The sequence below is a fragment of the Paenibacillus hebaui genome (assembly GCF_051934385.1).
Taxonomy (GTDB): domain Bacteria; phylum Bacillota; class Bacilli; order Paenibacillales; family Paenibacillaceae; genus Paenibacillus.
This window is the reverse complement of record NZ_CP196836.1, coordinates 1265589-1292554: the sequence shown is the minus strand read 5'-3', so window position 1 is coordinate 1292554 and position 26966 is coordinate 1265589. Positions and strand designations below refer to the sequence as shown.

Annotated in this window: 22 protein-coding genes; 10 read left to right on the top strand and 12 right to left on the bottom strand. The window is 48.7% G+C overall.

Annotation, left to right across the window (positions count from 1 at the left end):
* The first annotated feature begins 11 nt into the window (after positions 1-11).
* Positions 12-1709, top strand: coding sequence for a sigma 54-interacting transcriptional regulator (locus ACR32F_RS05700; RefSeq protein ID WP_440116978.1), 1698 nt, complete (start codon positions 12-14; stop codon positions 1707-1709).
* 118 nt (positions 1710-1827) lie between these two features.
* Here ACR32F_RS05700 and ACR32F_RS05695 read toward each other — a convergent pair whose 3' ends face one another.
* Positions 1828-3897, bottom strand: coding sequence for a hypothetical protein (locus tag ACR32F_RS05695; RefSeq protein WP_440116976.1), 2070 nt, complete (start codon positions 3895-3897; stop codon positions 1828-1830).
* Positions 3898-4213: 316 nt separating this feature from the next.
* On the opposite strand from ACR32F_RS05695, the gene ACR32F_RS05690 reads away from it, so the two are divergent.
* The gene (locus tag ACR32F_RS05690) at positions 4214-4489 is read left to right on the top strand and encodes a hypothetical protein (RefSeq protein ID WP_440116974.1); all 276 of its coding nucleotides are present in this window, start codon (positions 4214-4216) and stop codon (positions 4487-4489) included.
* A 54-nt stretch (positions 4490-4543) separates the two neighbouring features.
* Here the strand turns inward: ACR32F_RS05690 and ACR32F_RS05685 are convergent, their stop codons facing one another.
* The gene (locus ACR32F_RS05685; RefSeq protein ID WP_440116972.1) at positions 4544-6220 is read right to left on the bottom strand and encodes a PucR family transcriptional regulator; all 1677 of its coding nucleotides are present in this window, start codon (positions 6218-6220) and stop codon (positions 4544-4546) included.
* A gap of 186 nt (positions 6221-6406) precedes the next feature.
* Here ACR32F_RS05685 and ald point away from each other — a divergent pair, with 186 nt between their 5' ends.
* On the top strand, positions 6407-7540 hold the full coding sequence (ald, locus tag ACR32F_RS05680) for an alanine dehydrogenase (RefSeq protein WP_440116970.1): 1134 nt from the start codon (positions 6407-6409) through the stop codon (positions 7538-7540).
* Positions 7541-7765: 225 nt separating this feature from the next.
* On the opposite strand, the gene ACR32F_RS05675 is transcribed toward ald, so the two are convergent.
* Entirely contained in the window at positions 7766-8683 is a 918-nt protein-coding gene (locus ACR32F_RS05675; protein ID WP_440116968.1) for a PD-(D/E)XK nuclease family protein, read from the bottom strand.
* A 637-nt stretch (positions 8684-9320) separates the two neighbouring features.
* Between ACR32F_RS05675 and ACR32F_RS05670 the strand changes: the two genes are divergently transcribed.
* The gene (locus tag ACR32F_RS05670) at positions 9321-10004 is read left to right on the top strand and encodes a serine/threonine protein kinase (protein WP_440116966.1); all 684 of its coding nucleotides are present in this window, start codon (positions 9321-9323) and stop codon (positions 10002-10004) included.
* 30 nt (positions 10005-10034) lie between these two features.
* On the opposite strand, the gene ACR32F_RS05665 is transcribed toward ACR32F_RS05670, so the two are convergent.
* The gene (locus ACR32F_RS05665) at positions 10035-10316 is read right to left on the bottom strand and encodes a hypothetical protein (protein ID WP_440116964.1); all 282 of its coding nucleotides are present in this window, start codon (positions 10314-10316) and stop codon (positions 10035-10037) included.
* Positions 10317-10356: 40 nt separating this feature from the next.
* On the bottom strand, positions 10357-11253 hold the full coding sequence (locus ACR32F_RS05660) for an AraC family transcriptional regulator (protein WP_440116962.1): 897 nt from the start codon (positions 11251-11253) through the stop codon (positions 10357-10359).
* A 129-nt stretch (positions 11254-11382) separates the two neighbouring features.
* On the opposite strand from ACR32F_RS05660, the gene ACR32F_RS05655 reads away from it, so the two are divergent.
* On the top strand, positions 11383-12270 hold the full coding sequence (locus ACR32F_RS05655; RefSeq protein WP_440116960.1) for a sugar phosphate isomerase/epimerase family protein: 888 nt from the start codon (positions 11383-11385) through the stop codon (positions 12268-12270).
* A 41-nt stretch (positions 12271-12311) separates the two neighbouring features.
* Positions 12312-13367: a Gfo/Idh/MocA family protein gene (locus tag ACR32F_RS05650; protein WP_440116958.1), complete on the top strand. Its 1056-nt coding sequence runs from the start codon at positions 12312-12314 to the stop codon at positions 13365-13367.
* A 306-nt stretch (positions 13368-13673) separates the two neighbouring features.
* On the opposite strand, the gene ACR32F_RS05645 is transcribed toward ACR32F_RS05650, so the two are convergent.
* Positions 13674-14993, bottom strand: a complete 1320-nt coding sequence (locus ACR32F_RS05645; RefSeq protein WP_440116956.1) for a glycoside hydrolase family 125 protein — start codon at positions 14991-14993, stop codon at positions 13674-13676.
* A gap of 420 nt (positions 14994-15413) precedes the next feature.
* On the opposite strand from ACR32F_RS05645, the gene ACR32F_RS05640 reads away from it, so the two are divergent.
* Positions 15414-16472 (top strand): LacI family DNA-binding transcriptional regulator, encoded by a 1059-nt coding sequence (locus ACR32F_RS05640; protein WP_440116954.1) that lies wholly within the window; start codon positions 15414-15416, stop codon positions 16470-16472.
* A gap of 143 nt (positions 16473-16615) precedes the next feature.
* On the opposite strand, the gene ACR32F_RS05635 is transcribed toward ACR32F_RS05640, so the two are convergent.
* The 3 genes from ACR32F_RS05635 to ACR32F_RS05625 form a co-directional block, all read right to left on the bottom strand.
* Complete coding sequence (locus ACR32F_RS05635) at positions 16616-18235, bottom strand: hypothetical protein (protein WP_440116952.1); 1620 nt, start codon at positions 18233-18235, stop codon at positions 16616-16618.
* Positions 18216-18788 carry an RNA polymerase sigma factor gene (locus ACR32F_RS05630; RefSeq protein WP_440116950.1) on the bottom strand — a complete coding sequence of 191 codons (573 nt, stop codon included), beginning with the start codon at positions 18786-18788 and terminating at the stop codon, positions 18216-18218. Before ACR32F_RS05630 ends, ACR32F_RS05635 begins: the two co-directional genes overlap by 20 nt.
* A 244-nt stretch (positions 18789-19032) precedes the next feature.
* Entirely contained in the window at positions 19033-19548 is a 516-nt protein-coding gene (locus ACR32F_RS05625; protein ID WP_440116948.1) for a mismatch-specific DNA-glycosylase, read from the bottom strand.
* Positions 19549-19826: 278 nt separating this feature from the next.
* Here ACR32F_RS05625 and ACR32F_RS05620 point away from each other — a divergent pair, with 278 nt between their 5' ends.
* From ACR32F_RS05620 to ACR32F_RS05610, 3 genes are all read left to right on the top strand, one after another.
* Entirely contained in the window at positions 19827-20747 is a 921-nt protein-coding gene (locus ACR32F_RS05620; RefSeq protein WP_440116946.1) for an AEC family transporter, read from the top strand.
* 178 nt (positions 20748-20925) lie between these two features.
* Positions 20926-21528 carry a TetR/AcrR family transcriptional regulator gene (locus tag ACR32F_RS05615; RefSeq protein WP_440116944.1) on the top strand — a complete coding sequence of 201 codons (603 nt, stop codon included), beginning with the start codon at positions 20926-20928 and terminating at the stop codon, positions 21526-21528.
* Positions 21529-21600: 72 nt separating this feature from the next.
* Positions 21601-22047 (top strand): DoxX family protein, encoded by a 447-nt coding sequence (locus tag ACR32F_RS05610; protein WP_440116942.1) that lies wholly within the window; start codon positions 21601-21603, stop codon positions 22045-22047.
* Positions 22048-22192: 145 nt separating this feature from the next.
* Here the strand turns inward: ACR32F_RS05610 and ACR32F_RS05605 are convergent, their stop codons facing one another.
* The 3 genes from ACR32F_RS05605 to ACR32F_RS05595 form a co-directional block, all read right to left on the bottom strand.
* On the bottom strand, positions 22193-22444 hold the full coding sequence (locus tag ACR32F_RS05605; protein WP_440116940.1) for a hypothetical protein: 252 nt from the start codon (positions 22442-22444) through the stop codon (positions 22193-22195).
* 250 nt (positions 22445-22694) lie between these two features.
* Positions 22695-25373, bottom strand: coding sequence for a polynucleotide kinase-phosphatase (locus ACR32F_RS05600; protein ID WP_440116938.1), 2679 nt, complete (start codon positions 25371-25373; stop codon positions 22695-22697).
* Positions 25370-26953 carry a 3' terminal RNA ribose 2'-O-methyltransferase Hen1 gene (locus tag ACR32F_RS05595; protein WP_440116936.1) on the bottom strand — a complete coding sequence of 528 codons (1584 nt, stop codon included), beginning with the start codon at positions 26951-26953 and terminating at the stop codon, positions 25370-25372. The genes ACR32F_RS05600 and ACR32F_RS05595 overlap by 4 nt, the downstream gene beginning before the upstream one ends.
* Positions 26954-26966: the final 13 nt, after the last annotated feature.

Below are 26966 nucleotides of genomic sequence, written 5' to 3'. Positions count from 1 at the left end.
AGGTGATTCCGATGAAACATTTACTTCCAGATTTAATGTCTTTATTACGTACAGATATGGGTATTCTGGATTCAGGTCTCTCCCCACCCATCATCCCGTCATCAACATCACTGGCAGATGCCATCCCCCTATTCGATACATGTTCTTATCTGTACATTCAGGATGATGGACCCCTGTTGGGATATATCGCTGTATCCGATGTTCTGCAAGCAATGATGCATGCCCATCGTCTGATGGAAGCTTATTTTGAGACAACGCTGGAAACAGCAGGCTCAGCTCTGACATTAATTAATGAGGACGCGAAGGTGGCCTACTGGACAACTGGCGCGGAGCATGTTTTTTCGATCAGCAAAAAAGAGATCATCGGACAACCCGCCGCGGACTTCTTTCCGCCCGATCGGCTCCAGTCTCTCAAGACGTTATATACAGGCGAATCGGTCTATCGCAAACAGCATCAGCCCCGGCCCGACATGTTCGCCCTGATTAATGCTCGCCCGGTCCAACTGGACGGACATATTGTGGGTGCAGTTGCTGCCGAAGTGGATATAACAACCGAAATCCGATTACATCAGGAACTATTACATATGACCTCCAAAGTCCAACATCTGGAGAAAGCCGTTGCTCGGCTACGTCCTAATTCAGATCCTTTTGTCAAAATCAAGGGCAGCAGCCCTATCATCAAACAGTGTCTGGAGACTATTCGCAAGATCAGTACCACCTCAGCTACGGTACTTATTCTTGGTGAGAGTGGAACGGGTAAGGAGTTATTCGCCAAAGCCATTCACGATCTGCGTGAACCGCAGACCGCCCCATTCATTGCCATTAACTGCGGAGCCATTCCTGCTTCATTGTTTGAGAGTGAGTTGTTTGGCTATGAGAGAGGTGCTTTCTCCGGGGCTGATCCCAAAGGTAAAAAAGGAAAAATCGAGCTTGCCGAAGGCGGCACCCTTTTTCTGGACGAAATTGGTGAGATGCCATTGGAACTTCAGGTGAAGCTGCTACGGGTATTGCAGGAAAAGAGTTATTTCCCGGTTGGCGGGACACGTATGAAACAGGCAAATTTCCGGATTATCGCTGCGACCAATCAGAATCTGCTGGATATGATTGCACGCAATCAATTCCGGGAAGATCTCTACTATCGACTGAATGTCATTAACCTCGTCATCCCTCCCCTGCGGATGCGCAAGGAAGATATTTACGAGTTGACACAGACGTTCCTGCAAGAGTTCTCATTGCTGTACAACCGTCATATCGAGCTGCTTCCGCCCGAGGTGTTCAAGCTTTTATTCCATTATAATTGGCCCGGCAACGTGCGGGAATTAAGAAATGTTATCGAACGCCTCACCATCCTGACCACGGAAGGTGAAGTGAAATCGGAATACCTGCCCGACACACTTACATCAGCCATTGAGCAGGAAGCATACTTATCGGACGAGCAAATACAACTTCATTCCCGGTTCGACCCGGAATCAGACTCTTCTCCATCTCTACACTCTGGAAGTATGGAAGCGTCCACTACAACCTCCAAAGGAGAAGAAGACGATTCCGCAAACGCCGCCCTATCCTACCAGGAACGAATGGACACCTATGAGTCAGAACTTCTGCTGCAATATCTGCGAAAAGCTGGGGGCAACAAAAGAACCCTCGCCAGACAAATCGGCATCTCCAGAGCAACGCTCTATAATCGTATGAAGAGGCTTGGTCTATGACCAGCCTCTTCTTATCGTTATGCTGAATGAAACAACACACCGTACACGACCCATCAAAAAAACACGCAAAACTGGCTTTAAGTTGCCGGTTACTGCGTGTTTTTTCCATTCCGCTATCCTACAGAACTCGCGCCAACCGGATCAAAGCGGTTCGCAGATGGCGATAGAACGTCGCTCTGCTCATGGAGCAGGCCTGTGCTGCGGCAGTTGGATTGCCGGCATGCGTCCAGTAGGCAGCATGTAACAGCATCTGATCCTGCTGAGAGATCCCATGAACTCGTCCCTCCAGTAAATCCATCACATGTAGCTGTAGCTGAAAACCATCCTTTACACCTCTCACTTGTGCTGCATACGCATGAAGTTCCCCGGGAGAGTGCAGATGTCCCAGCATTTTGCGCAAGTCCGATTCGGACCAGGGTACACGATCCCCCTCTGCTGTTCCGTGGTGAATCCGGGTTCCCTGAGGTTCAGGATTCAGCAGGGACATGACCCAATCTCCAAATTGCCCATTGCGCAGATCCAGCTCAAGTACTACTGCCTGATCCGTGAATCTATCACAGGCACGTGTATGTGTTCTTCTCATTTGAAATCCGATGCTTTGCAAAAACAACTTCAGATTCGAATTTGTAGCCACCAGTATCACTCGCGCCCCATCTCCAAGCAAGGATAGTCGGTCCAGTGACATGTAACCAACCAGTTCTTCTCGCTTGTACCCGGGTACGTCATCCCTGGCTGCGGCAAGTAAAGCAAAATGCGTATCGGTCTGATCCGGGTCACAGTTCAACTCCTGTGCAGAGAAGCATTCATTCATTTCGTTCGGAAAATATTGGAGAAGCAAATCACGGCTATCCCGGTGAACCAGCACCGTGATGAACATGGCTATCGGTTCACCAGACTTGTCACGCATCACCACAATCCCCTCCGGATAACGCTGTGCCAGTTCGTCCAAAAAAGCAAGGTAGGACGGAGCTTGCCACGGCTCCACACTATATTCACACCAGTGTTGTAGCAGCTTATGTAATGATGGCAAATCCTCCTCTTTCATCGCTTCCATCGGGGAGAACAATGAATCACCCGACACATCTGCATATTTCCGGTGCTGAAGCATGGATTCCTGACACAGGAGGAGCATTCTTCTGGTGATCTGGCGCCGCTCATGCGGACCGGCTTGTTCATGGAGCGGCTTCAGCAGACCCGCGATTCGTACACGCATCGCTTGCAGACGCTGCGGTTCACGCTGACGAAAATCCCGCAGCAGATGTAACCTGGCTAAATCATGCAGCGCCAGACCATTGGGACCGGAACGGATGAACGACATGCGTCTGAGCACTTGATATTCTTCAAGCGTCACATCCGTTTGCAGCACCGATGCCAGCAACTCCTGATTCGCTGACTCCAGCAGCGTTAATACCTCCACCATCGGATGCAGACGGGGGATCGTCAATTCCAGCAACAACCTGGCACTGATCACATGGGACAATTCGGTCCACTCGGTAAGGGGAACATTCCTGCGCTGATCCGCAGCTTCTACAGCCAGTGCCAGGCCGAGTGGATGCCCATCCGTCATACGTGCAATGGTGCCTGCCATACTTCTGTTCAGTGATCCCGCAATCGCAATATATTCCATAACTTCTTCCCCCGTGAAATGTTGAAGCGGCATCTGCACAAGACGCTGCTGTAATCGGGGATGTGTCCGCCACGCTGAAGCCGGTTCCGGCCGCGACGCCAGGATGACAAGTACACCTTTTGACGGAAGCTTGGATACGAATACTTCCATGAACCAACTTTCCAGAAGAGCTAACTCTTCATAATTATCCACAGCAAGGACCAAGCGCCTCTCTCCAGAAGGCTCATTCAGAAGGCTCAATGGCCGAGAGGAACCATCACTCCCCATGGTCTCCAGCCCTAATGTAGAGAACAAATAATCCATAAAGACTGAAGGTGTCGAACCACAGGATCTGCCATCCATCCAGATGGCTGTCGCATCCCGATCGCGAGATACGGCCAACATCTCTGAGAGCAAGGAGGATTTACCGATCCCGCCCATGCCCGTAACCGAGAAAATGGTTAAGGGTGCTTCCGGTTTACTGAACCATCGATCCAGTATCATCAGTTCCTTGGCCCGACCTACGAAACGTTTTCCATGACCCAATTGTCTGTCGTATTGAACCTCGCTACTGTTTCCCATCTGTGTCCTCCGTACTAGGTACTGGTACTTTCAATATACTTTATTTTCTCACAAAATTGAGACTATATTGAGACGCACAGTTGCATATGAAATGATAAAATCGTGTTGAAAGCCAAATTATAGAAAATAAATACAAAACAGCGGTATGCAAACGGTTAACACCAGCCAGATACCTATTCTCTCGCCGCTGTTCAACATAATCAATCATTCCGCCAATCGAGCACACCAATCAACTGCACGAGTATTTACTGATTTCGAATTGTATGTTTCCCTTTCAAAACCAATACAGCCGATATTCCAGGAAAGGCGGGTTTGTGTGAGAAAAAACCTCGATATCTGTAATCTGAGCGGACAACTCGGAATCACCCACGAAAGACTCACTGAATGGTTGCGTCAAAGCGGCATTTCATCTAAAAAGATGGAGTCGGGAGATCGCCCAGATCGGGTTACCTCTCCTTATCGTTTGGCCGCTCCCACCTCCTTATCACTTGCACCTTCCTCTGATCAACCCAAATTGTTCCGAGGCCGCCGTTCCACTTCCAGCAAACCTGCAGTACTTCGACACACTCGCCGTATCAGCAAAAATTGCTAGACTGTGTATCTGTCCCTGTAACGTCCAGTCTACCTAATCTTCCGGTTAGGACCATCAAGATGAATGATCATCCTGTTCATCCTCCATCATCGCATGAGCAAGCAGCGCCATCTCCAGACAGATTCTTCTCCCCTGATCCATGAAGTCAGGTCCCATGAGTTCTTCTAATTTCTCCAGTCTGTTGTACAAAGTTTGCCGATGTATAAACAATTGGGCAGCAGCATCCCGCTTGGAACCAAAGTTTTGCAGATAAGTGTCAAGGGTCTCTACCAACCGAAGGTGATGTGTCCGGTCATATTCAACCAGAGCGCCCAGATGGTCATTCACAAAAGGCTGCAAGAACGATTGGGGTAATGCTTTTAACATTTGATATATACCCATACGTTCGTAAAAGTGAATATGTTCCATGTCATCCACGGATCTTGAAACTTCAATCACCTGATAAGCTTCCCGCAGGCTATCCGCCATCCCTGTCAAGCGGTTACGCATTTTGCCAAATCCGGCACGAATCGTAACCTGCTTCAGGTTGCGGCTGGCGAATCTCTTTACATCACCAATAATGCCTTCCAATAACTTGACCAGTTGATCCCGCGTGGAAGTTTTACTCTCTTCCTTGGCACAGCATACATATACCTGGTTGTTTTTCAGCATGATGAGGCTGGACAGATTGTTCTTTTTGAGCAAGGAACGTAGCAGCACCAGAATATCCTGGTGGTTCGTCTCCATTCGTTCCCGACCCGTTCCCTTCAATCGATGCTCCATTTCAATCACCCCGCCTGCAAACCAGTATTGCCCCTTCACGAGCAGACGGAGCCCCATTCGGGTCTGGGCTTGTTCCTCCTGATGAATGCTTCCGTTCATCAGATCCTGGATCAGCTCATTCTGGTTACTCATCATTTTTTCCTCCAGAAACTGGGAACGCAAGGTCAAGGCTGCCGCAGCCTTCGCCGTATAATCAAGCAGCAGCTTGAGATACTCCGTAGGTGACGAAGGATGTACAATCATGCCAACAGCGGAGAACACCTGACCGAAACATACGACAGGGTGACACAACAGTACCTTATCCTCATCCAAATGGAACCATAACTCCGTATCGGAATCATTAAGATCCAGATGCTCGACCTCCTGTTCATACCATGTGGAGATCGCTTGCTGTGTCTCCGAAGGCAGCTCTGGCACAAAACTGGCCGGTTCCATGGAAGAAATGTACACTACTGGCTTCACCGCGTATTCATGCAGCAGATAAAGTAAAGCCGTCATGTCCGTACTCTGCAATGTTCGTTGCTGAAGCTGACGCGAATAGGCTTCCAGACTCTTCAACAACTGGTGTTGATGATTAATAAGCAAGGAGTGAATATCTTGCGTGATCTCAACGAAACGGACCGGTTGCTCAAATACGATCAGCGGAAACTGGTGTCTGTCAGCCAGTTCAATCAGTTCTTCGGGAATGCCATCAATGCTGGTGCCGAACTCCACGCACAGCCCTGCCGCCTCACTGCCAATCAGCTGAAGCAGATATTCTTCACGCCCTTCTTCTGATTGAAGCCATAGCCCGGTGGATAAAATAAGATCATGGGGGCTTACAAATGGAGAGACATTGGTAATCTCCAATACATGAACCCAGCCAACCTGACGGTTCATTCCCTCCATCCCTGCGGCAAGCCGTGCTCTGCCAAATACCGGACGAGCCAGGATATCTTTTATTGTAAAAACACGATCATTCCTCACCATCGATCCCTCATAAATGTCATTTTTTCTTACATTATAATCGAAGGACAAATGTCCTGAACAGTCTTTTCGACAATATGTTGAGTTAAATTTGTAAAACATAGACATAAAGTAAGGTGCAAAACCGTTATTCAAGTCATAAACTTGTAGTATAAGCTAACAACCATTAAATGGACGAGGTGCATGGCGATGAGAATCGGAATTCCAAAAGAAATAAAAAATAATGAAAACCGTGTAGCGATGACCCCTGCCGGAACTGCTGATTTCGTCAGAGCCGGCCATCAGGTAATGATTGAACAAGGCGCAGGTTTGGGGAGCGGATTCACGGATAACGAATATCAAGCTGCGGGAGCGGAGCTGCGGGATACGGCTGCTTCCGTGTGGGCAGAGGCCGATATGATCATCAAGGTCAAGGAACCCCTCGCCAGCGAATACGAGTATTTTCGTACTGGACTGATTCTGTTCACTTACCTGCACCTCGCAGCGGAACCAGCCTTGGCGAAGGCACTGATTAAGAGCCGCGTAACGGCCATTGCGTATGAAACACTGGAGGTAAACGGTACTTTGCCCCTGCTTACGCCCATGAGTGAAGTCGCAGGACGTATGTCAGCTCAGATTGGAGCGCAGCTGCTGGAGAAGACCAAAGGTGGCAAGGGCATTCTGTTATCCGGTGTACCCGGTGTCAGCCGGGGAAAAGTGGTCATTATCGGTGGCGGTACAGTAGGTACGAATGCAGCCAAAATCGCGATTGGTCTAGGAGGGGATGTCACCATCCTCGACCTGAACTTGAATCGTCTGCGCCAGCTGGATGACATCTTCGGCAATCAGATCCACACGCTGGTATCCAGCCCATCCAATATTGCGGCTGCTGTTGCCACGGCGGATTTGCTGATCTGTGCGGTGCTGATTCCGGGCGCCAAGGCGCCAACCCTTGTCAGCGAGCAGATGGTCTCGACCATGGCACCCGGTTCGGTCATTGTGGATGTCGCGATTGATCAGGGCGGAATTGTGGAGACCATTGATCATATCACGACCCACGATGAACCGACCTATGTGAAACATGGCGTCGTGCATTACGCGGTGGCGAACATGCCTGGCGCAGTGCCGCGGACGTCTACGGTGGCGCTGACCAACGCCACCATCCCTTATGCGCTGCAGCTGGCCAATCATGGTGCAGCCACCGCGATCCGCGGCAGTTCGTCCATTCGCAGCGCGGTCAACGTGCTGAATGGACACATCACGTATGAGGCGGTTGCCCGCGATCTCGGGCATGCCTATGTTCCCGCAGGACAGGCGCTGGAGAATGCCGCCGCTGTCCAGTGATCTTGATATGAACGTTCCACTCGGCGCCTGGTGGCCCGGCCTGTGGAACGCAATAGAAGCGCGAGTCGGGCAGATGATGCCCCCGGCTCGCGCTTTCTGTTTTATTTTTACATGAAATAGTTTAGAGTTATGAGTTCTTCCGTTATGAGTTTAGTGGTAAGAGTTCAGCAGTTATGAGTTCAGTATTACGAGTTTAGCGTTATGAATTTAGGATCTTGGGCGCTTTTAGATGGCCCGTTCGCTGCACACCTCGCGGAAATTACAATCCCGGCAGGAACGATACGAAGGCATGGCCGTGAAATAGGTGACGTCCTTTGGACGGTTGTAATACTCATCCTCCACACAGGAGCGCATCTCCTCAATGTATCGACCGACACTCTCCTCCACCTTCAGGATATCCTCTTCCGTTGCTGTAAACTCCCGGTGCGTCCCCGTTAACAGGTACTCCACTCGCAGCTCAATCTGCTCCAGGGGAATCCGGTAGTGCTCTCTCACATACGATGCGTACAGCATTAACTGATCGGAGAAATCATCTTCCTTACCCGTCTTCCAGTCCACAATGACGATATTGCCGTTACTGCGACGATATAACAAGTCCATCTTCACATACACGCGTGTATCGTGCAGCATCATGGTATCCCATTTCTCAATCTCCAAAATATCCGTACTTGCTCGGGACAAATCCTCCCAAGTGAGCGTCTGGTACAGGTTACTGACACAGGCCGAAGCACGTTCCTTGATTGTCGCAATCCGGTCATTCAACGTATCATCCCCGTAATAGATCTCGGATAACATCGTCCGATTTTTGGGATCAAGCCGCCACTGATCCTGGTCCATCGATTCCACATAGGCCTGATTCAGCAGCTTGCGTATCGTCTGTTCCAGAAAATGTTCACGGGGTTTATCCTTGCCCTCTTCCCTGCTGCGTACCGCTGACTCACACATCCGGTGCGCGAGGTCCCCAAAGACAAGGTATAGATTGCTGAGCTGTTTTAACCGGTACAGACGAACTTGCATCTCATCAGCCGAGTCTGTCTTCCACCCGTTATGGGCACCGTAGTAATGATAATAATATTTGCGCAGGCACTCATCGAACATACTCGCCCGCGACTGCGAATAAGACCATTGCGGGTATTGTGCCATAAGATATTCTGCCTTTCTGTATACCGGATCTGCACGAGATCCCTTGATGCTCACAGTATAAAGCCAGGGCAACATTGCCGCAAGCGCGCTTCCGTTATTTTCTTCGGACCGCAACCGTTTCCGATTCGATCCGTATCGTTTATATAGTAACATCACCAAAAGATGAAATTACTCAGCAGAACGCTTAATATACTACTAAGGATACAGAATTTTGATGTAGATATAAGGTGAACCTTAGATTTACACTAAAACGGAGAGGGCAGAAAAAATCTGAAAAAGCGGAGCAACAAGCTTTCTGCAAGAACGCTACTTCGTAAGCATATGTTTCGCTTAAAGCTTTCGGAAAGAGAGATGCATCGGAAACACAGGCTTCGCATCAAGGTTGAACTCCAGACACCCTATTCAGCCATAATCCAGTTAGACAACGTATGTGCAAGGTGCAAACGAGCCAATAAAGTGTCTACGATTCGTTACATTTTCAAATCTGCCGATTTATGTGTAATAAGACTTACTCAGTTCGTTAGAACATCACCAACATAACTTATCCCGCACGTAGAGTGGCCTAGTGTAACATTCATGAGTTCATCTTATATGAAAAAATATAGTACAGGCATATTCTAAAAGGAGGCAATCACCCATGAATCCACCGGATTGGTTCCAGGCGGAAGAAGCATTACAACAGATCCAAGTCATCGGAAGCGACCGGAATGAGCTCGTGAACATCATCGGCGATGTAGAAGGATTGAATTGCATTGGCACAGGCACGGACGCGGCTGTGTTTACGTATGAAGGCTTGCCACAGTATGCCTTCAAGATGTATTCAGATCATGCCTTGGACAAACTGGACAATGAAAAACAGGTATATGAGCAGCTCCAAGGCCTGCCCTACTTTCCCACCTATTATGGCAGCGGCCGGAATATTCTCATCATCAGTTTCGAACCCGGAGATACCCTGCTGGAATGTTTGGAAAAAGGGATCGAGGTCCCCGAGCAGGTCATGCTCGATGTAGACGCAGCGCGAGAAGCGGTTCGCAGCCGTGGGCTAAATCCACGGGACATTCACCTGAAAAACGTGCTGCTTCAGAACGGACGCGGGAAAGTAATTGACGTCTCCGAATACATGCAGGACGGCAATGACAACCGCTGGGAGCATCTTGTATGGGCCTATCATAATATCTACCCGCGGATCAAAGGCACCCCCATATCCCCTCGTATGCTGCAAACGATCAAATGGGGATACAATCAGGTGGATCAGGCCAATATCAAAATGGACGACCTCTCCAAGAAAGCCAATCGTCTGTTCTCCAGATTTATGAAATGAGCATGTTGTATAAATAGAGGCAGTTGTTGCCTAACCATGTAAAACAACCCGGATGAACGCCATGAATTGGTCGTTGTCCGGGTTATTATTCGTTGTCTGAGTACCATTACTAATACCAGTCGTTGTCACAATTATAGTTAATACTGTGGCACAGCTACGGCTACAATTTTGATGGTTAAAGGTTACGGTTACGGTTACGGTTACGGTTACGGTTACGGTTACGGTTACGGTTACGGTTACGGTTACGGTTACGGTTACGGTTACGGTTACGGTTACGGTTACGGTTACGGTTACGGTTACGGTTACAACCATCGTTATCGACGTTTATTCAACACTGTCACTCAGGCTGTGCTTACCCTTCTTTTGTACCCCGTCCCTGTGAGGGGGTCATGCCCTTGTACTGTTTATATAATTTCGTAAAATAGTTGGCGTTATCGCAGCCTACTCTGGCAGCGATCTCCGTTATGGTCAGACTGCTCTTTCGAAGCAGTTGTTCCGCTTCACTCATCCTGCACCCGTTCACGTATTCCACGAAGGTGCGTCCGGTCAGCTTTTTAAACATTTTGCAGAAGTGATACGCATTCAGTCCTACATGGCTTGCCGCTTCCGTAACGGACATCTTTCCTGTGGGGTCTGCTTCGATCTGCGCAATCAACTGCTTGAAGCGTTCGCGGTTCGGAAAATACGATCTGACCGATTTATCTGGCCGCTGATGTGGCATAAAGGTACGAGCAAGCAGGGTGAAAAAGGCATGCAGCTTCGACTTCACAACGAGCTGATACGCCGGGGGCTGTGATGCCATTTCCTCCACGGCTTCATTCAGCAAAGAATAATAACCTATGCAGGCTGTGTTTTCCTCTGCCGGTTTTACCGGAAACCTCACCCTCCCTTCCAGATACGGCGCAACATACTGCTCATGCACGGGATCATGGGTGAAATCATGGAACAGGGCACGATTGACCACAACGGAATCATAATCCACATCCCCTTCATCCAGAGCATACCCAACATGCAGTGTGCCTCCAGGAATGATCATCACCTCGCCTGCTCGGGCCACATGGGGCCTGCTATCAATATGGAACAGCGCACTGCCCTTGCGCATAATAATCAACTCAAAATGCTCATGCCAATGCAAATACAAAATACATTCTTCGGCCTTCATGTCTGGACAACGATTCTGAAACAGTTGAAACGGATGCGATTTATGGTCAATTCGGGTATTTTCGTGAAGCGCTTTCAGATCAAGCACGACTTCTTCCCCTTTCTCACAAGATCCGACTAATATTACACAAGATTGTTTAGAGCCATCCCGTAAATACACAGCTATAATGAGTGTGTCACGAAGTACTATAAGCCAATATTGGAGTGAAATACAACCATGAATATTCCATTACGCATCGGTACCCTTGTAGGCGGGCAGGATGCCGTCCGGGTTATCCCGCAGATTATGAAACACGGTTTCGAATCATTCAACCTGACCTTCTGGCAAACGACTGGCGATCTGGATCTGGCTGAAACAGCCAAACGCGTCCGTGAAATCGTGGATGAACAGGGTATCGTCATCTCTGCCGTGAGTGTGTTTGGCAATCCACTTACTGGAGCCGGAGACAATGCCGATACACTGGCGAGCTGGGAACGAGTGATTGATCATGCACAGCTCTTCGGTGCGGATATCGTCTCCGGGTTCACCGGACGTCTGACCAATCAACCGATAGATGAGTCTATCCCCAGGTTCAAGGAAGTGTTCGGTGAACTGGCTCGTCGGGCAGCCGACCGGGGTGTACGCATTGCTTTTGAAAACTGTGATATGGACGGGACATGGCAGACGGGCGACTGGAACATTGCCCATAACCCAACGGCCTGGGAAATGATGTTTGATGCGGTTCCAGATGAAAACGTTGGACTGGAGTGGGAACCTTGCCATCAGATGTCCAGCCTGATCGATCCCATTCCCCAATTACGCAAATGGGCGCATAAAGTGTTCCACGTGCATGGCAAAGACGCCACGATTGCCTGGGATATCGTCAAGGAATATGGCGTACATGGCCCACGTGAATTTGTCTGGCACCGTACTCCCGGCTTTGGGGATACCAACTGGTCGGACATTATCACCATTCTGCGACAAAACGGATATCAGGGCACGATTGATATTGAAGGCTGGCATGATCCGGTCTACAAAGGTGAATTGGAAATGACAGGACAGGTGCATGCGCTACGATATTTGCAGCAATGCCGTGGTGGGGATTTTGTGCCAAATCCGGTATAGGAGCGCTGAATGCTGCATGAAATATGAAAGGAGATGATGGGATGAGTCATCCTTATCGGGTGGTTGTGGCAGGCTGTGGAGCCATGTCCAACACCTGGGTCGATTACGCCATGCAAAGACCGGATACGGAGATCGTAGGGCTTGTCGATCTGCACGAACAGACTGCCGCCGCACTCGCTGCACGGCACGGCCTCTCCTGTCCCACGTTTACCGATATCCGTGAAGCTATTCAAACTACCGATGCCAATATCGTATTCGATGTCACCATCCCCGCGAGCCATTATGGCATTGCCATGACGGCACTGCAACAAGGATGCCATGTATTCGGCGAAAAACCGCTCGCGGAGTCCTTCTCCGATTGCGGGGATATTGTGCAAACCTCACGCAGTACAGGTCGGATTCAAGCAGTGATGCAGAATCGCCGTTTTGATCCCCGGATTCGTGCCTATCGGCAGCTCATTTCGGGCGGGGCTGTTGGACAGGTAGGTTATGCAGGCGCAGACTTTTTCCTTGGGCCGCATTTTGGCGGGTTTCGTGATCTGATGGATAGTCCACTGTTGCTGGATATGGCGATTCATACGTTTGATCAGGCCCGGTATATTCTCGGTGCCAACCCGGTTTCGGTGTACTGCCACGAGTTCAATCCTCCAGGCTCCTGGTATCAAGGCAATGCGATGGCGTTGTGCATATTCGAGATGTCTGACGGTTCCGTGTTCAACTATCGCGGGTCCTGGTGCACAGAGGGAGTACCCACGTCATGGGAAGCGTCCTGGCGCGTAACGGGTGAAAAAGGTACAGCGATCTGGAATGGGCACGACGACATCTATGCTGAGGTTGTTGCTGTGCAAAACTTGGATGCTGACGGCAAACCGTCCTTTTTCCAGCCGTGTGAGCGGATTGAAGCAGAACTGCCTGTTATGGACAAAACAGGACACCACGGCTGTCTCGAAGACATGTTCGCTGCGCTGGAATCCGGGCGACTGCCTGAAACAGATTGCAGTGATAACCAGTTCAGCATGGCCATGGTCCTCGCATCTCTGGAAAGCGCACGCACAGGCCAGAAAGTGTTTATCACTGATCTGATGAAAAATGTATAGCGAAGCACCTGAACTATCGCATCATAAACCAAGCCCAAACTGCGAATCTTCTGCAGTTTGGGCTTTCTTGTTTTTTTACCTACTTCCCTTTCCTATACAAGGTACAAAAAAAGTTTCTGATAAAACGCGAAGTAGTGCAGGGGACGAAATCGATTCTGAAGAAGCAACGCGCTCGCCTTTATCCCCGGATTTCGACTTTGCAAAAGACGATCAGGAAATCCGGGGATAACAGCGATCGAAAGAACGATTCGTAACCGGAACGGTTGCTTTACGAGCAGTAAGCACTCTTTTTTTGAAATGTATCTTTTATAGGATTCCTTTTTTCATTGCCTTATACACAAGCTGCGAGAACAGACTGTTGGACCAGGCAAACCATGGCCTTGTGAACGTATTGGGATCATCGGCATGAAACCCTTCATGCATATATCCCGTACCCCCATCCGTGTTCTCCAGCAGCTCAATCATCGCCAGCATCTCCTCATCATGGTCTGCAGTCAGACCCTGCATAGATAGCGCCATGTGCCAGATGTATCCCGGAGGGGTATGCGGGCTACCAATCCCTTTGGCAACTTGCCCTTCATAATAGAACGGATTTTCCTTACTCAAAATAAACCGGCGTGTATTCTGATACACGATGTCCTCTGCTGAAGCATATTCAAAATACGGAATCGACATCAGTCCCGGCGTGCCTGCATCATCCATCAGACAGAAGTTGCCGTATCCGTCGGTCTCATAGGCATAGATCTGACCGTAAACCGGATGCTTGTATATGCCATACAGGGAAATTCCATGCCGGATTTCCTCTTCCAGACGTGCCATCTGGCTCACCAGTTGTTCATCCCTGAATACCCACTTCGCGATCTCACCCATCTGGCGCAAGGTCACCGCAGCGAACATGTTCGCCGGAATATTATAATGAAAATCGCACGCATCATCGCTCGGACGAAATCCAGACCAGATCATGCCCGTATAATTGACTGGCATCCCCACTCCCTCGTTACGGAGCGTATCATGGGCTGGACAATTACGGCGCATGAACCGATAAGGAGATTGCTCCCCATGACGCTGCTCCGTTTTCCAAAGTTGTACGATGTTCTCCATCACCCTCTTGAAACGCTCATCAAAAATATCCGTCAATTCCGTCTCCCGCCAATATGCATAAGCAAGACGCATGGAGAAACAGAGTGAATCCAGCTCAAACTTGCGCTCCCACACCCAGGGCGACATCTCCGTCTCATCATTAGCATCCCAATGCCATCCATTAGCCGTTTCGTTGAATGCATTGGCATAGATATCAATGTCCGCATAGAACGTATGGCGTTTGATCAGCCCCCCAATGATCCGTTGCAGCTGTTCGTCTTCCTTCGCGAGCGGAACGTAATGCATCACCTGCTCCACCGAATCTCGCAGCCACATCGCCGGGATGTCTCCTGTAATTACAAAGGTTGTCCCATCCTCCAACAGCTTTGTCGTTGTTTCCAGCGTGTTGGGAAAACAGTTGCGGAACTGTGCCAGCAATCGTGGTTTATGTTGCAACCGTTCCTCGGCCTCGGTGAGAATGTTTTGCACAGCCTGCGGCAATTCCAGATGCGGCATAGGGATGTTCGGTAATCTGAACTGTTCCATGAATGTCGTCTCCTTTGAAATGAAGTTGTCCATATTTTTTTTCATGATTTCATTTAAACATTCGCACTTTGTTGTTATTTTCGTTATGTTAAATTATAATAACATTATTATTTGTAAGTGTACTGTGCCAGAAGATGACCGTCAATTGGCAAGGAGTTCTTACACCCAAATATATAGTTTAAACCTAGCATTTACACGAGAACGGAGAGGACAGAAAAAATCTGGAGAAGCAACGCGTTCGCCTAAAAGCGTTCTAAAAGAAAGCTACATCGGAAGCATATGCTATCCCCGGATTTTCCCCTTATATAAGGATTTCAAAAAATTGAAGGATAACGCGATCAGAAGCTGGTTCTGGCCGTGCCGTAGTCGTGTAAAATTATTCGTTCAACTTATTTTGTTTACATATGAAGGAGTGATGATATGTCTCGAAAAGTATCCATCCAGACGCTGGCTGACCAGCTCGGATTATCCAAATATGCTGTCTCTCGCGCACTCAGCGGCAAGACAGGCGTTAGTGAATCGACTCGCGCCCGTGTGCTTGAATTAGCCCGTGCCCTGGGATATCGCCAGAGCACCCCAGGCAGCAATACTGCTCCAACTACAGCGCAAGCAGAACAATCCGCACCACCATTTGTCCTAATCTGCATGAATCAGCTCAACCGCGGTGAACCCCACTACTGGCAACGTGTACTTTCAGGCATGATATCCGCCTGTAATGAACGAGGCTGGCATCATGCCATTGTATCCCCTTCTCTGGGAGTGGCTGATGAACACACGCCTCCAGAACGGGCAATCGCCCCTCACTTGGACTGGGAACGTTGTGCGGGAGTCATCGTCATGGGGGCTTTCCCACATACAGTCCTGCAACGACTGGCTCAGACAGGCCGTCCCATTGTGCTGGTGGATCATCAGGAGCCATTGCTGAATTGTGATACGATCAGCCATGATAATCTGGAAGCAGGCATTACGGTGGCGAGATATTTAATGTCGATGCAGTGCCGCCGAATCGGATTAATCACCGATGATGGGCGAGCTGCCAGCTTCGCGCAGCGTAAGATTGGCATTGAACTGGCATTAAACCATTTTCATGCAGACAGCAGTCGTATGACGACTTTCCGGGAGTGGAATGTTTCATATGAGCATAGTGAATGGATAGACCAACTGGCACAGGAGATTAAACAAATGCCAGATGACGAACGACCCGATGCCTGGATTGGCGTCAATGACGATATCGCCTTGCAGTGGATGAACAAGTTGCAAGAAATGGGAATCTCCACCCCCGGCGATTGTCGGGTAATCGGCATCGACAATGTGCATTCTGCCGCTACTTCCTCTCCGCCCCTGACCACGGTCAACCTGTGCAAAGAGGAACTGGGTCAGCGTGCCATCGAGGCTTTGCAGCGTAGGATTGAACGCCCCGGCACACCGAAGGAGACAGTCATGTTATCCACGTCCCTTATCCCACGTGAATCGGCGTAACTCATGTACGCAACTTTATATCTGCACACTTAACTTATTGCACAGCAAAAAGGCTCCGCATGTTATTATGCGGGGCCTTTTATCCTTATCTAGTTATTCATACCAAGCTTAGTCCGTTCTTGGCTGAGAATAACTCATGACTGTTATTTTTGCCAGGGCAGGTTGGTGTACGACGGAAGATCCACTTCCCAATTCACATCACGGTATTCTCGGTTGACTACGGTTCGCTTCAACGTGAATTTTGTTCCATTTTCTTTGTGAAAACCACGAATGATCAATTTCAGATCATTTACAACGTTCTCATCATTATTGTTGGGCTTATCCGGTAAACCGATTACTTCAACAGGATACTCTTTTCCTTCCGAATCTACGGCTATCCATTGGTCCCCATTAAATGCATTTCGGAAAGTCCCCGTTCCCTCCAAAACAAGTGAGTAGCCTTTCTTAACATCACCCTTCAGAGAGTCAGAGGATTCCAAAAGAGGCTTATAATTAAAATCAAAGAATAATAGTTGATCTCCAAGCTGTTCAAATTCGACAAATGTGTAAAACTTGGTGTCCTTCCGCCTTTTGTCCAAATCCACTTCTATCGACTTCTCTTCCTTCACTGGAATCGTGTAACCATCCAGGACAAAGCGGATCTTTTTCGCATCCACCGTCACAAATGCAGGGTCCCAGGTCTCCGACAACTTCAACGGCCCACCATCCCTTATGCCACTTTGATCATGGAGCCGGAACTTGGCTTGACGAGCATTGGGTCTGCTCCCATTAAAAATTCGGTACTCATTGGTTTCAGGGATTTCGATGTGATACATTATGTCCATATAACTCGCCCAATTGTCTCCGACTTTGGCACGCAGTTGATCGTCCAGACTCACTTTCATGTCAAGCCGGGTTCCATTTGGAGTTCGCACCAGCTGTTTCATATCAAGCTTCAAACCTTCTGGTGTGGTGTAAGTGTTATTCATGGAAGTCTTAACAGCCAGTGATTTGGCTTTGGTCATATCAATGTCGAACTGGAAACTCCAATCTACCACAGCATTTTTATCTTCGTATGATTTTGTCTCGAAATTGTAATAGCTTCCTACATTTAAATGCCCCAGCTCGCCTCGCACGATCACCTGATCCGGGATATCTTCATGCAGCTGAAATACAAATCGTTCAACTGCCGAACTGTTTGCTCTGGTATCTCTAACGAGAGTAGCAACTTGAATTCCCTGATCATCCGTAACATGAATTCTCCCCATTTCAGGAGTTAATACAGCTAACCCTGACCCATCAGGTATTGTTTGTTGCATCGTGATTACAATCTGCGAACGATCTACAAGCACATCTTCGATCTTGAGCGTATAGCCCTGATCTTCAATTTGGATGTTGGGATTAACTACGAGACCAAGTGGTTTTAAACGTTTGTAATCATCGGCTAGATAGGAATATTTCAACTCTTCCGGTACTGGTATGTTAGGCAATGAGGGGTTATTTACGGCATTCACAGACGGTTTTGCCGGAACCCCAACTTGATCCCAAGCAAACCAAGCACCTCCCGCAAAGATCACAACAGCCGCAGCAGCAATCCCCGCACGTCGCCTCCAATGGGTTCTGGTAGATTTTTTCTTTTTCGCAAATGAATCCCCGTGTTCTCCACTCTCCATGGACACCCCATCCAGTTTCTGCATCACCAAAAGCGTAAAATCCGCATCCGGCTCCTCACGGAACAAATGCTGTTCCCACGACCGGTCCTCATCATTTGGAATAGGCTTCATACGTCGATAAACCTCCTTTGTGTTCCATCTGTTTTTTCAGCATTTTTTTTCCGCGGTAGAGTGCATTACGTACTTGGGCGGCACTCATGCCCGTGATATTTGCGATCTCTTCGTAGGTCAGCTCGTTCGTATACTTCAGCAACAACACGAGACGGTACGATTCAGGCAATTGTTCAAGCTGACGGTATATTTCACGCTGCATCTCCTTATGCAGCACACGCTTTTCCGGTGTTTCATCGCTGACAGCTTCGATCCCTTGATCGACCGCAGTCATCACGGGTTTCTTTTGCCGCATGAAGTCCCGCATCCGATTCACAGCAATGGTGTACACCCATGAAGAGAAACGACTTCCCTCCCGCCTCGACGGAAGATAGCGATATATGCGAATAAACGTATCCTGAGCGAGATCCTGTGCATCCTGATGACTCGCACCCATTCCACGCATTATGCCATAGACTTTATTTTTATATCGATCCACAAGCATAGAGAACAACTGCTTCTCCCCTGCAATAATGCGCTGAATGAGCTCCTCCTCCGGTATCTGTTGAGTCATGTAATCCCCCTTCTCTACAGCTTCCATGCATGGTTCTGTACTATATAGACGGACGTCGTTCCCGAAACCTCTCACTTTATCCAAAAAAAAGAATTCACCCTCTCCGGCCAAGCCGAATAGGTGAACTCTGCATTATATTATTAGTGCCGCTGCACATTCTCTACAGGTTTCGTGGTGAATGTTCTGGCAACCCGAATCACGCATTCCGTCGCAGCCTCTTAAGGCTTACCGTCTCTCTTGTCTCTCAATCTTCCCTATTCTTTTCCAATACAAACTCACTAAGCTGTGAATAGATTGCCACAATCTCATCCATCGACATGCGCACGAGTCCGCTGGACGACGGAGCAACGAACTCCTGAATTTCTTTGACAACCGGGTCGTCCTGAAATCCCCATTGCACTTTGGCACGCTTGCTGTACTGGGTGTATACCCCTTTTCCGACGAAGCAGGCGATGTCTGGTCGGTATTGCTCCAGCTTTTGCCGTAAAATTTGCCGTCCCTCTGCATACTCTTCCTTCGTAATATCCTCCATGCCCCTTGTCGGCCGCGCCACAATATTGGTGAACCCATACCCCAGCTTCAGCAACTCTCCATCCTCTTGTGCAGCGTATAAACGAGGGGTTAATCCCGACCGTTCAAGAATGCGCCAGAACCGGTTTCCTTTATAAGCATAATGATGACCCGTCTCTCCTGACGTAATGCTGGGATTGAAGCCGATAAACAATATCGATAAACCATAATCCAAATGATCTGGAATCATAATGAGAAACCCCCTTATCTTTTTAGTCATTTGCCTCTTTCATCTGTGTCAGCATTTTGCATAATTTGATTCTAATCGCTCCCGGGCAGAAGAGTTGGACAGAAAGAAGCATCCTGATCCAACCAACGTATAGACGAATAGAACCATTTCGATCTATATCTTGCTGATTGAAAGTCACTCTTTGGATTTATGCAAAATGCTCGTCTATAAAATGATATAATGGTTGAAGTGTTTTCGAAATCGGACTGAAATTTTCATGAAAAAAGGAAGCTGAACTGATGATTGCAGACATCATGCTTGAAGTCGTCCTGCCCGTCTTTCTCCTGATTGCCGTCGGGTCCTGGATGCAAAAGGTGTTCAAGCTGGACTTGTACACCCTCGCCAAAATCAATTTCTATTGTATTACCCCCGCAGCCGTCTTTATGAGCATGTATCACTCCGATATGTCGGGTGAATTGCTCGGGACTGTGACACTCTTTTACGCGATATATGTATTGATTCTCTATATTGTAGGTTCTGTATTTGCGCGCTCACTTCGGATGAATAAAGGCATGAAGGCCGCCTTCAACAATAGTATCATGCTGGACAATGCAGGCAATTATGGTCTGCCCATCAACTCTCTGGTGTTCCGTGGCGATCCGCTGGCCTCTTCCATCCAGGCGTTGGTCATGTCATTACAAGCATTGCTGACCTTCACCTACGGTGTGTTGTCCATTCAAGGTGCGAAGCTCAAGGGCAATTACCGTGCAGTAATCATCGGATTTCTCAAAATGCCTGTTCCTTATGCGCTGTTGCTTGGCATTTTGTTTCAAACAGGAAAGATTCCACTGCCAACATTCCTGTCCATGCCGCTGACCTATGCGCAGCAAAGTATGGTCGCTGTGGCATTGCTAACCCTTGGTGCCCAAATTGTAAAATATCCGATCCAACTGTATCGTCTTGATGTGTATATTAGCACATTTCTGCGTTTGCTGATTGGCCCGGCCATTGGGATTTCTATTGTACTGCTGCTTGGTTTGCAAGGCATTGCCGCTCAGGCGCTTATTATCGCTTCCGGTATGCCGACCGGAGTCAATGCGTCCATATTAGCAGAGGAATACGATAACGAACCAGACTTTGCTGCCCAGACGGTGCTAATCTCAACGCTATTGAACATTATTACAATTACAGCACTGATCTCTTTTGCAAAGACGTTCTAATCCACATTTCAAAAAAATTCGTCACCGTTACGATCTATCGCTCGTTCCTGACCACTATTGTCATCCAAGTCCACATCCCTTGCCAGGGAGTTGTGGATATATTTTCGTTATTTACAAACCGCTGGTCGGTTTATATAATGAACTATATAGGATCTCCATTATCAAAGGAGGAAGGACGATGAAGAATGAGGAGCGCCGGAAGCAAACCGTCCAGCAATTATTAAGCGCAACAAAGGCGTTGTTACAAGAAAAAAGCTGTTACGCGATCACTTTGAAGGACATTATGGAACAATCCAAATTATCCAAGGGCGCTATTTTCCATTATGTCAAAAGTAGGGATGAGATTTTCGCCTGGGTGTTGCAGGAGCGACTCGAAGCTATCAACGAGCAGTTTGACAAAGAAGTTGCTAAAAGCCCCGATAAAACGTTTGACGGGCCCATGCTTGCCATCTCTAACAATCTAGCTGGATTGGAGGAGAGCCATGAAGTGACCAATAAAGTGCTGCTGTATTTGCTAGGTAAGGAAGATGAACCCGCTATTGCGGAAGTGCTACAGCATTTCTATGAGCGGTCTGTCTCTTTTTCCACGCAGTGGATCAGGACCGGGCAGGAGCATGGAGTGATTGAAGCTTCAGTGGATGCAGATAAAACAGCTGAATTATTCGTTCTGCTGTCGTTAGGTCTGCGTGTTCGGGCATCCTTCCCAACAACATCCGTTTCTTTACCCGCACAAGAGGTATCCAACTTTATGTCAGGTATCCTGAAAAAAAAGGATTTTTAAAGGAAACACCATGCAAAGTATTTCCGTGCTTCCAGACGGTGGATTGTTCTAAGTATGTAAGGAGGAATCAAAATGGCACCATTAATAGCTCTTGTCGGCTCCTTTTTGTTGTTCCGATTGTTCGGCCTTCTAGGGATAACCTATTTAGATGATGGGCACACCTCCCTTCAAGGGGCGGTCGCTGTGATGTTCCTGCTAACCGCTTCCGCTCACTGGGGACGACGGCGTGCAGATCTTGTCAGGATGGTTCCCCCTGCTTTTCACAAAAAAGAAGGGATCGTTTCCGTAACCGGGTACCTTGAAATTGCAGGAGCGATCGGCCTATTGTTGCCTGTCTTTTCACTGGCAGCATCGGTGGGCCTGACATTATTACTCATCGCCATGTTCCCGGCTAATATGTATGCCGCCCGGAAAAAATTAACGATCAACGGCAAGCCTGTTCCCAAGCTGCCGATTCGCGCAGTGTTACAGCTTGTCTTTATCGCGGCGGTCCTGCTCGCTTCTCCAATGTTTGGTTAGTGAGACGGGATTCTACATTCAACAGATCATGAACTCCAAAAAAGTCCAAGCGCTTGCTCCGTACCCCGGATGCGCTTGGACTTCTTTCCATTACCCCATATGCCATCTGTTCAAGTCATTTTCCCACTTGCTCAGCCAAAAGACTTTAAGATTCACATGTCGTCCGCTCCGGGAACTTGCCGCCTTCTCTGAACAAACATCGCACAAGTCGCTGAGCGGCTCGATTAAAGTAGAAACTTGGACTTACACCCTCCACCTGAACAGGCTCGAGTTCCTTCACACTTTCCTTGATCTTATTCATCTCAATGAGTCCCATCTTCCGCTCATTCGGTCCGAATCGATAAATAACCCTTTCATCGTCCTCCGTCTGTTTTACCAGTAGAATCATTGACGCCATGCAGGTTACCCCCTATCGTTACGTTGTGAGATCCAAAATGATTACTTGCTTACTATTCATTATTACCCAATCTGCATGGCAAGCATATAGGGCTTTAGTTATTTATGTTAATGTTAAAACTCCTAATTTTAATTATCTCAATATATAGTATTTTGACGAAAAATAGACAAAAAACAGGCTTGGATCTACCAAACCTGCCCCATAATCTTGCATCCAAAGGAATCAGAAGTCTCTTGCTTCAACGATTTTATTATAAACGTGGGTCCACCGGTTCAGACTCCAGGGCCAATGTCGCAAGCACGCATTCATGAACTCGTTCCACAGCCTCCCTGCGCACAAAACGCTCAATACCCTCCATACCTAATGCACTTTCCATCAAGGCGTGGCGTTCTTTTTTGGACGTTTTGCGTTTACGAAGCCTTGTCAAATTCTCGGGTGCCAGGTAATCCATACCATAAATGATGTGCAAATACGCACGGCCTCGTACTTTAATCGCAGGTTGAATCATTTTATTTCCGTTCCAGGCGCGGAACGTTTCAGGTTTGATGACAACTCCTTCATGTCCTTCCACCGTGATCTCATCCCACCAACGAATGACATCCGCTTCATCTGCCTCACTTGCGATCACGCGATATTCTGTTCCCATCATCAAGGTGGACATCCGGGCAAACTCACGGTTTTGCTCCATATGCCATTCATGCGTCTGATCCCAGAACGCTCCGGTGCTATGTGCCAACGTGTGAAAAGGAGCAATACGAATATCTCCGATATCCTTCACATCCCAGCAATATTTCTGAAATACATCTCTGAATGTTCCAGCATTAGCAAGTTTACGTTCTGTGTCCTGCAACCACTCCTCCACATTTCGACCTGCCGCTTCTGCTTCACGCAGTTTATCCAGCACTAACTCCCGATCCATCAACGATGCTTCGGCCACATGTGCATATTGCGAGGCAATTAACTCCCGTGCTTTCAAATTCCATGGCACAATCTCGGCATCAAGTAATACGAACTCTGTCTGATGACGTTCAAAATAACCATCTGCGGTCAAATCCGCATGTAATCTGGAGAGCACACTTTGCTCTGTCGATGGGTCAAAGAAGGAGCGGCCTGTCCGGGTCACGATGTTCCCCAGCATCGGTCGGCCCACTCGCTGCACCGCAGCTTCTTCATCGCGGAAGAGGAGCAAAATTGCCCGGCTGCCCATGTGTTTCTTCTCGGCAACCATGCGGGTAACGCCCTGCGAGCGATAATATTGGAACGCATCCTGCGGATGCTCCAGGTATCCCTCCACAGAACATACACCCGGCGGCGGGCTCATCGTAGGCGGGATGTAAACCACTTCCTCCAACGGTACGGTAAAATGGGAAAACGTATCAATCGCCGTCTTCGCTACCTCAGCATGAATGGACACATCCATCCGCGACCCGGTTTGCACTGTGAAGCCTTCCTTGAATTTACGGATGTTTGGCGGAGCAAAACGTCGCTGTTCCCAGCGCTTTAATGGGCTATCCGGATCTCCAGCATAATCCTGCTTGGCGGGAACACTGACTGCCTCACGTTCCGGCATTCTCCACGCAGTGAGCATGCCACCAAAAACTACGCCTTGATCAATATTGATCGTATCGTTCACAATCGTAGGATATGGACGTGGATCGTGTCCCCAGACAATGCATTCACCCGAAGCGTGATCCACGTACCAATCCTTGCGAACAGGCCGACCCTTCTCATCCGTCCCTTCCACATCGCCGTAACGGCAGTAATCCTGAATTCGTTTGGACTGTTTTCCGATAAAATGGTCTCGAATCCCCGCGTGTGCCACAACCACCTGCCTTACCCCGTTCCGGGAAAACACCAGATGTGATGGTGCATTGAGCAGAAATGCCCTTAACTCTGCGCGTACTCGCTCTGCCGTCTCTTGACCTTGCTCCTGCTCCAACTGAAGCAGTTCCATCTCCACCCGTTCGTCGCCATGACTCAATGTGACGTCACGACCATCCAGATAACGTGCGATCTTCCAGCCGTGATTGCTGTCAATCATGTAAGCAAGCTCGGCGGCACAATGTTGCTGCCAGAATAATAGACACTTTAACGATTCTGGCCCACGGCTCGTTACGTCCCCAACCGACACCAATTTCCGTCCTTCAGGATGACGGTACAGGCCACTCCCGTCCTCGTTCACATACCCGAGTCGGACGATTAATTCCATTATTTCTTCATAACAGCCATGAATATCTCCGATGATATCAATGCCTGTGTCCATGTCCATCACCAGCGGATTGGATGTGCGGACAAACGTAATATCATCTGGCTTCTTCAGCACATAGCTGGCATCAAAGCCATCCTCACGAATGGAGCGCAGCGTGCGCTTGAACTGCTGCACCTGTTGCTTTACCCGCTGACGTCCACGCGGATACTCTCGCTGGGCATCACGTTCCAGCAGTTCTTTTTCCGGGATATCCAGCACTACAGCAATCACGGACACATGAGCTTTCCGGGCCACCTGAATCAGACGTTGACGATCCTCAGGATATAAATGTGTGGCATCGACCCAGGTCAGCTTGTTCAGACGGCAGCGGGTCGCAAGCATCGCCTCCATGGCTTCAAATGCTTTGGCCGATACTTGCTGATACTCCGCATAAATCACATCCGCTTCGCTGCGGGGACGATGTTTCCAATCCACATACTCGTCATCTCCAACCAGCATGCGGAATTGATCGGACGAGACTGCTTCCGTAGGGACAATGACGCTTTCTGCAACGAGACGATCCAACAACGTACTTTTGCCACTATTGGACGGGCCAACTAACACAACCATACCTGCATGCGGCAGACGAATCTCACCTCGTCTTTCCTCCTTCTCAATTTCCCGATCCCACTGTCCCCTGCCTGTATCTGCTATTTCGTTAGATTTCGTTTCTTTCCTCATGAATGACTCTCCTTTCTCCGCTCAAAAATGACCAGTTGTGTAGGTTGTCCATAGCCTTTTGCATTCTCACCGACACCCCTAATTTCATAGCCATAGTTCCCCTGCTGCGTCCATTCCTCACACCGGGAAGCCAACTCCGCACGGGTCCACTCAAAGCGGTGGTCATGGTGACGGAAACTTTCCTGCTCCATCGCGTACACTTCGTTGTATTCCTTGTTCGGCGTAGTTACCAGCAGCACTTCTGGCTGATAATCGTTCATGATCGTATCCATAATTCCGTTCAGACGATATTCCTCGATATGCTCAACTACTTCGCACAGGATCATGACGTCCTGGTTTTGCATCTGCTCATCAAAATAAAACAGTGAACCGATGATCGGCTCCGGCATAGCAACAACTCCCGAACGACCCTCCAGCTTTGCGAAACGCTCCATGGCTCGAAGTCGTGACTGACCGGATGGTTCGACTGCCAGAATCGATTTCACGCCTGGAATGTGCGCCAAGCGGGCAGAAAGCTTACCTTCCCCGGCTCCCATATCAACAATGTGCCGTTTGATTGGCAACGCAGCAACCACATCTGTAATCGCACGATAACGCAACTCGTTTAACCGTACAGCCGGTTCAGACTTCTCCGGATCTCCTCCGGCTGCATCTGCTATATCTGTATTTGTGTCTATATCTTCTATCTCTGTATCTGCGCCTTTATCTGTAGAATCTGCATTCAGTTGCTTTCCATAGCTATCAGACTCGGACCCAGGTTTCTGTTGTTCTCCGTCATCCTGAAGCTCCTTTCTATTCTCCTGAATAACCGTGTCTGAGGTGTGACCTATTCCACTCTCCTGTCTAAGGGAAGTGGACAAAGCACCCTCTTGACGCTCATACTGACGGATCAGTTCGGCAAATCGCAGCGTACGCCTTACAATGAGTTCTTTCAGTGGATGAGCATCCAACCACCCTTCACCGTAACGTTTGATTTTATCGATCTCATCTTCACTGATGAAATAATGTTTGTAATTATCCAGCACTGGAATTAACAGAAAAAGCTGACGCAGTGCATGCTGTACCGTGTTATGACCACGCAGGATGATATGGCGAACCGTACTCCTATTTTTCAGATCAAATGAATAGGACAGCTCTCCACGTTCCACCGAAACCTCATATCCTAAAGGCGAGAATAATTCCTCCACAACCCGATCCGGCAGATCGGATGCCACCGGGCCAAAAGTCAGTTCCAGCTCAAAGGCATGACTCACCCACTGCACGTAGTCTTCCTTTGGCTTGCCATTCAGAGCGGTCCCTAACGCCGCACGTATGTAGGAGCAGAACAGGCTACTGGTCACGAACTCACGATCATTGATATATTGCGTAATGTCATACCCATCCGGTGTGCCCCGGACCAGATCAACAGGATCAGGCTCGGCATGGATCAGCACTTCCGTTTCGTTCTCTGTAGCTGTGGTGTACACCATTCTTACACGCACGCCTTTGTCTACACGGTCATATATATTCAGCGGATTCTTCGCCAGCAAATGGGATACAACCCCCGCATCGGCGCCGCTTGCTTTTAAGATCAGATGCATGGATTCTCCTCCT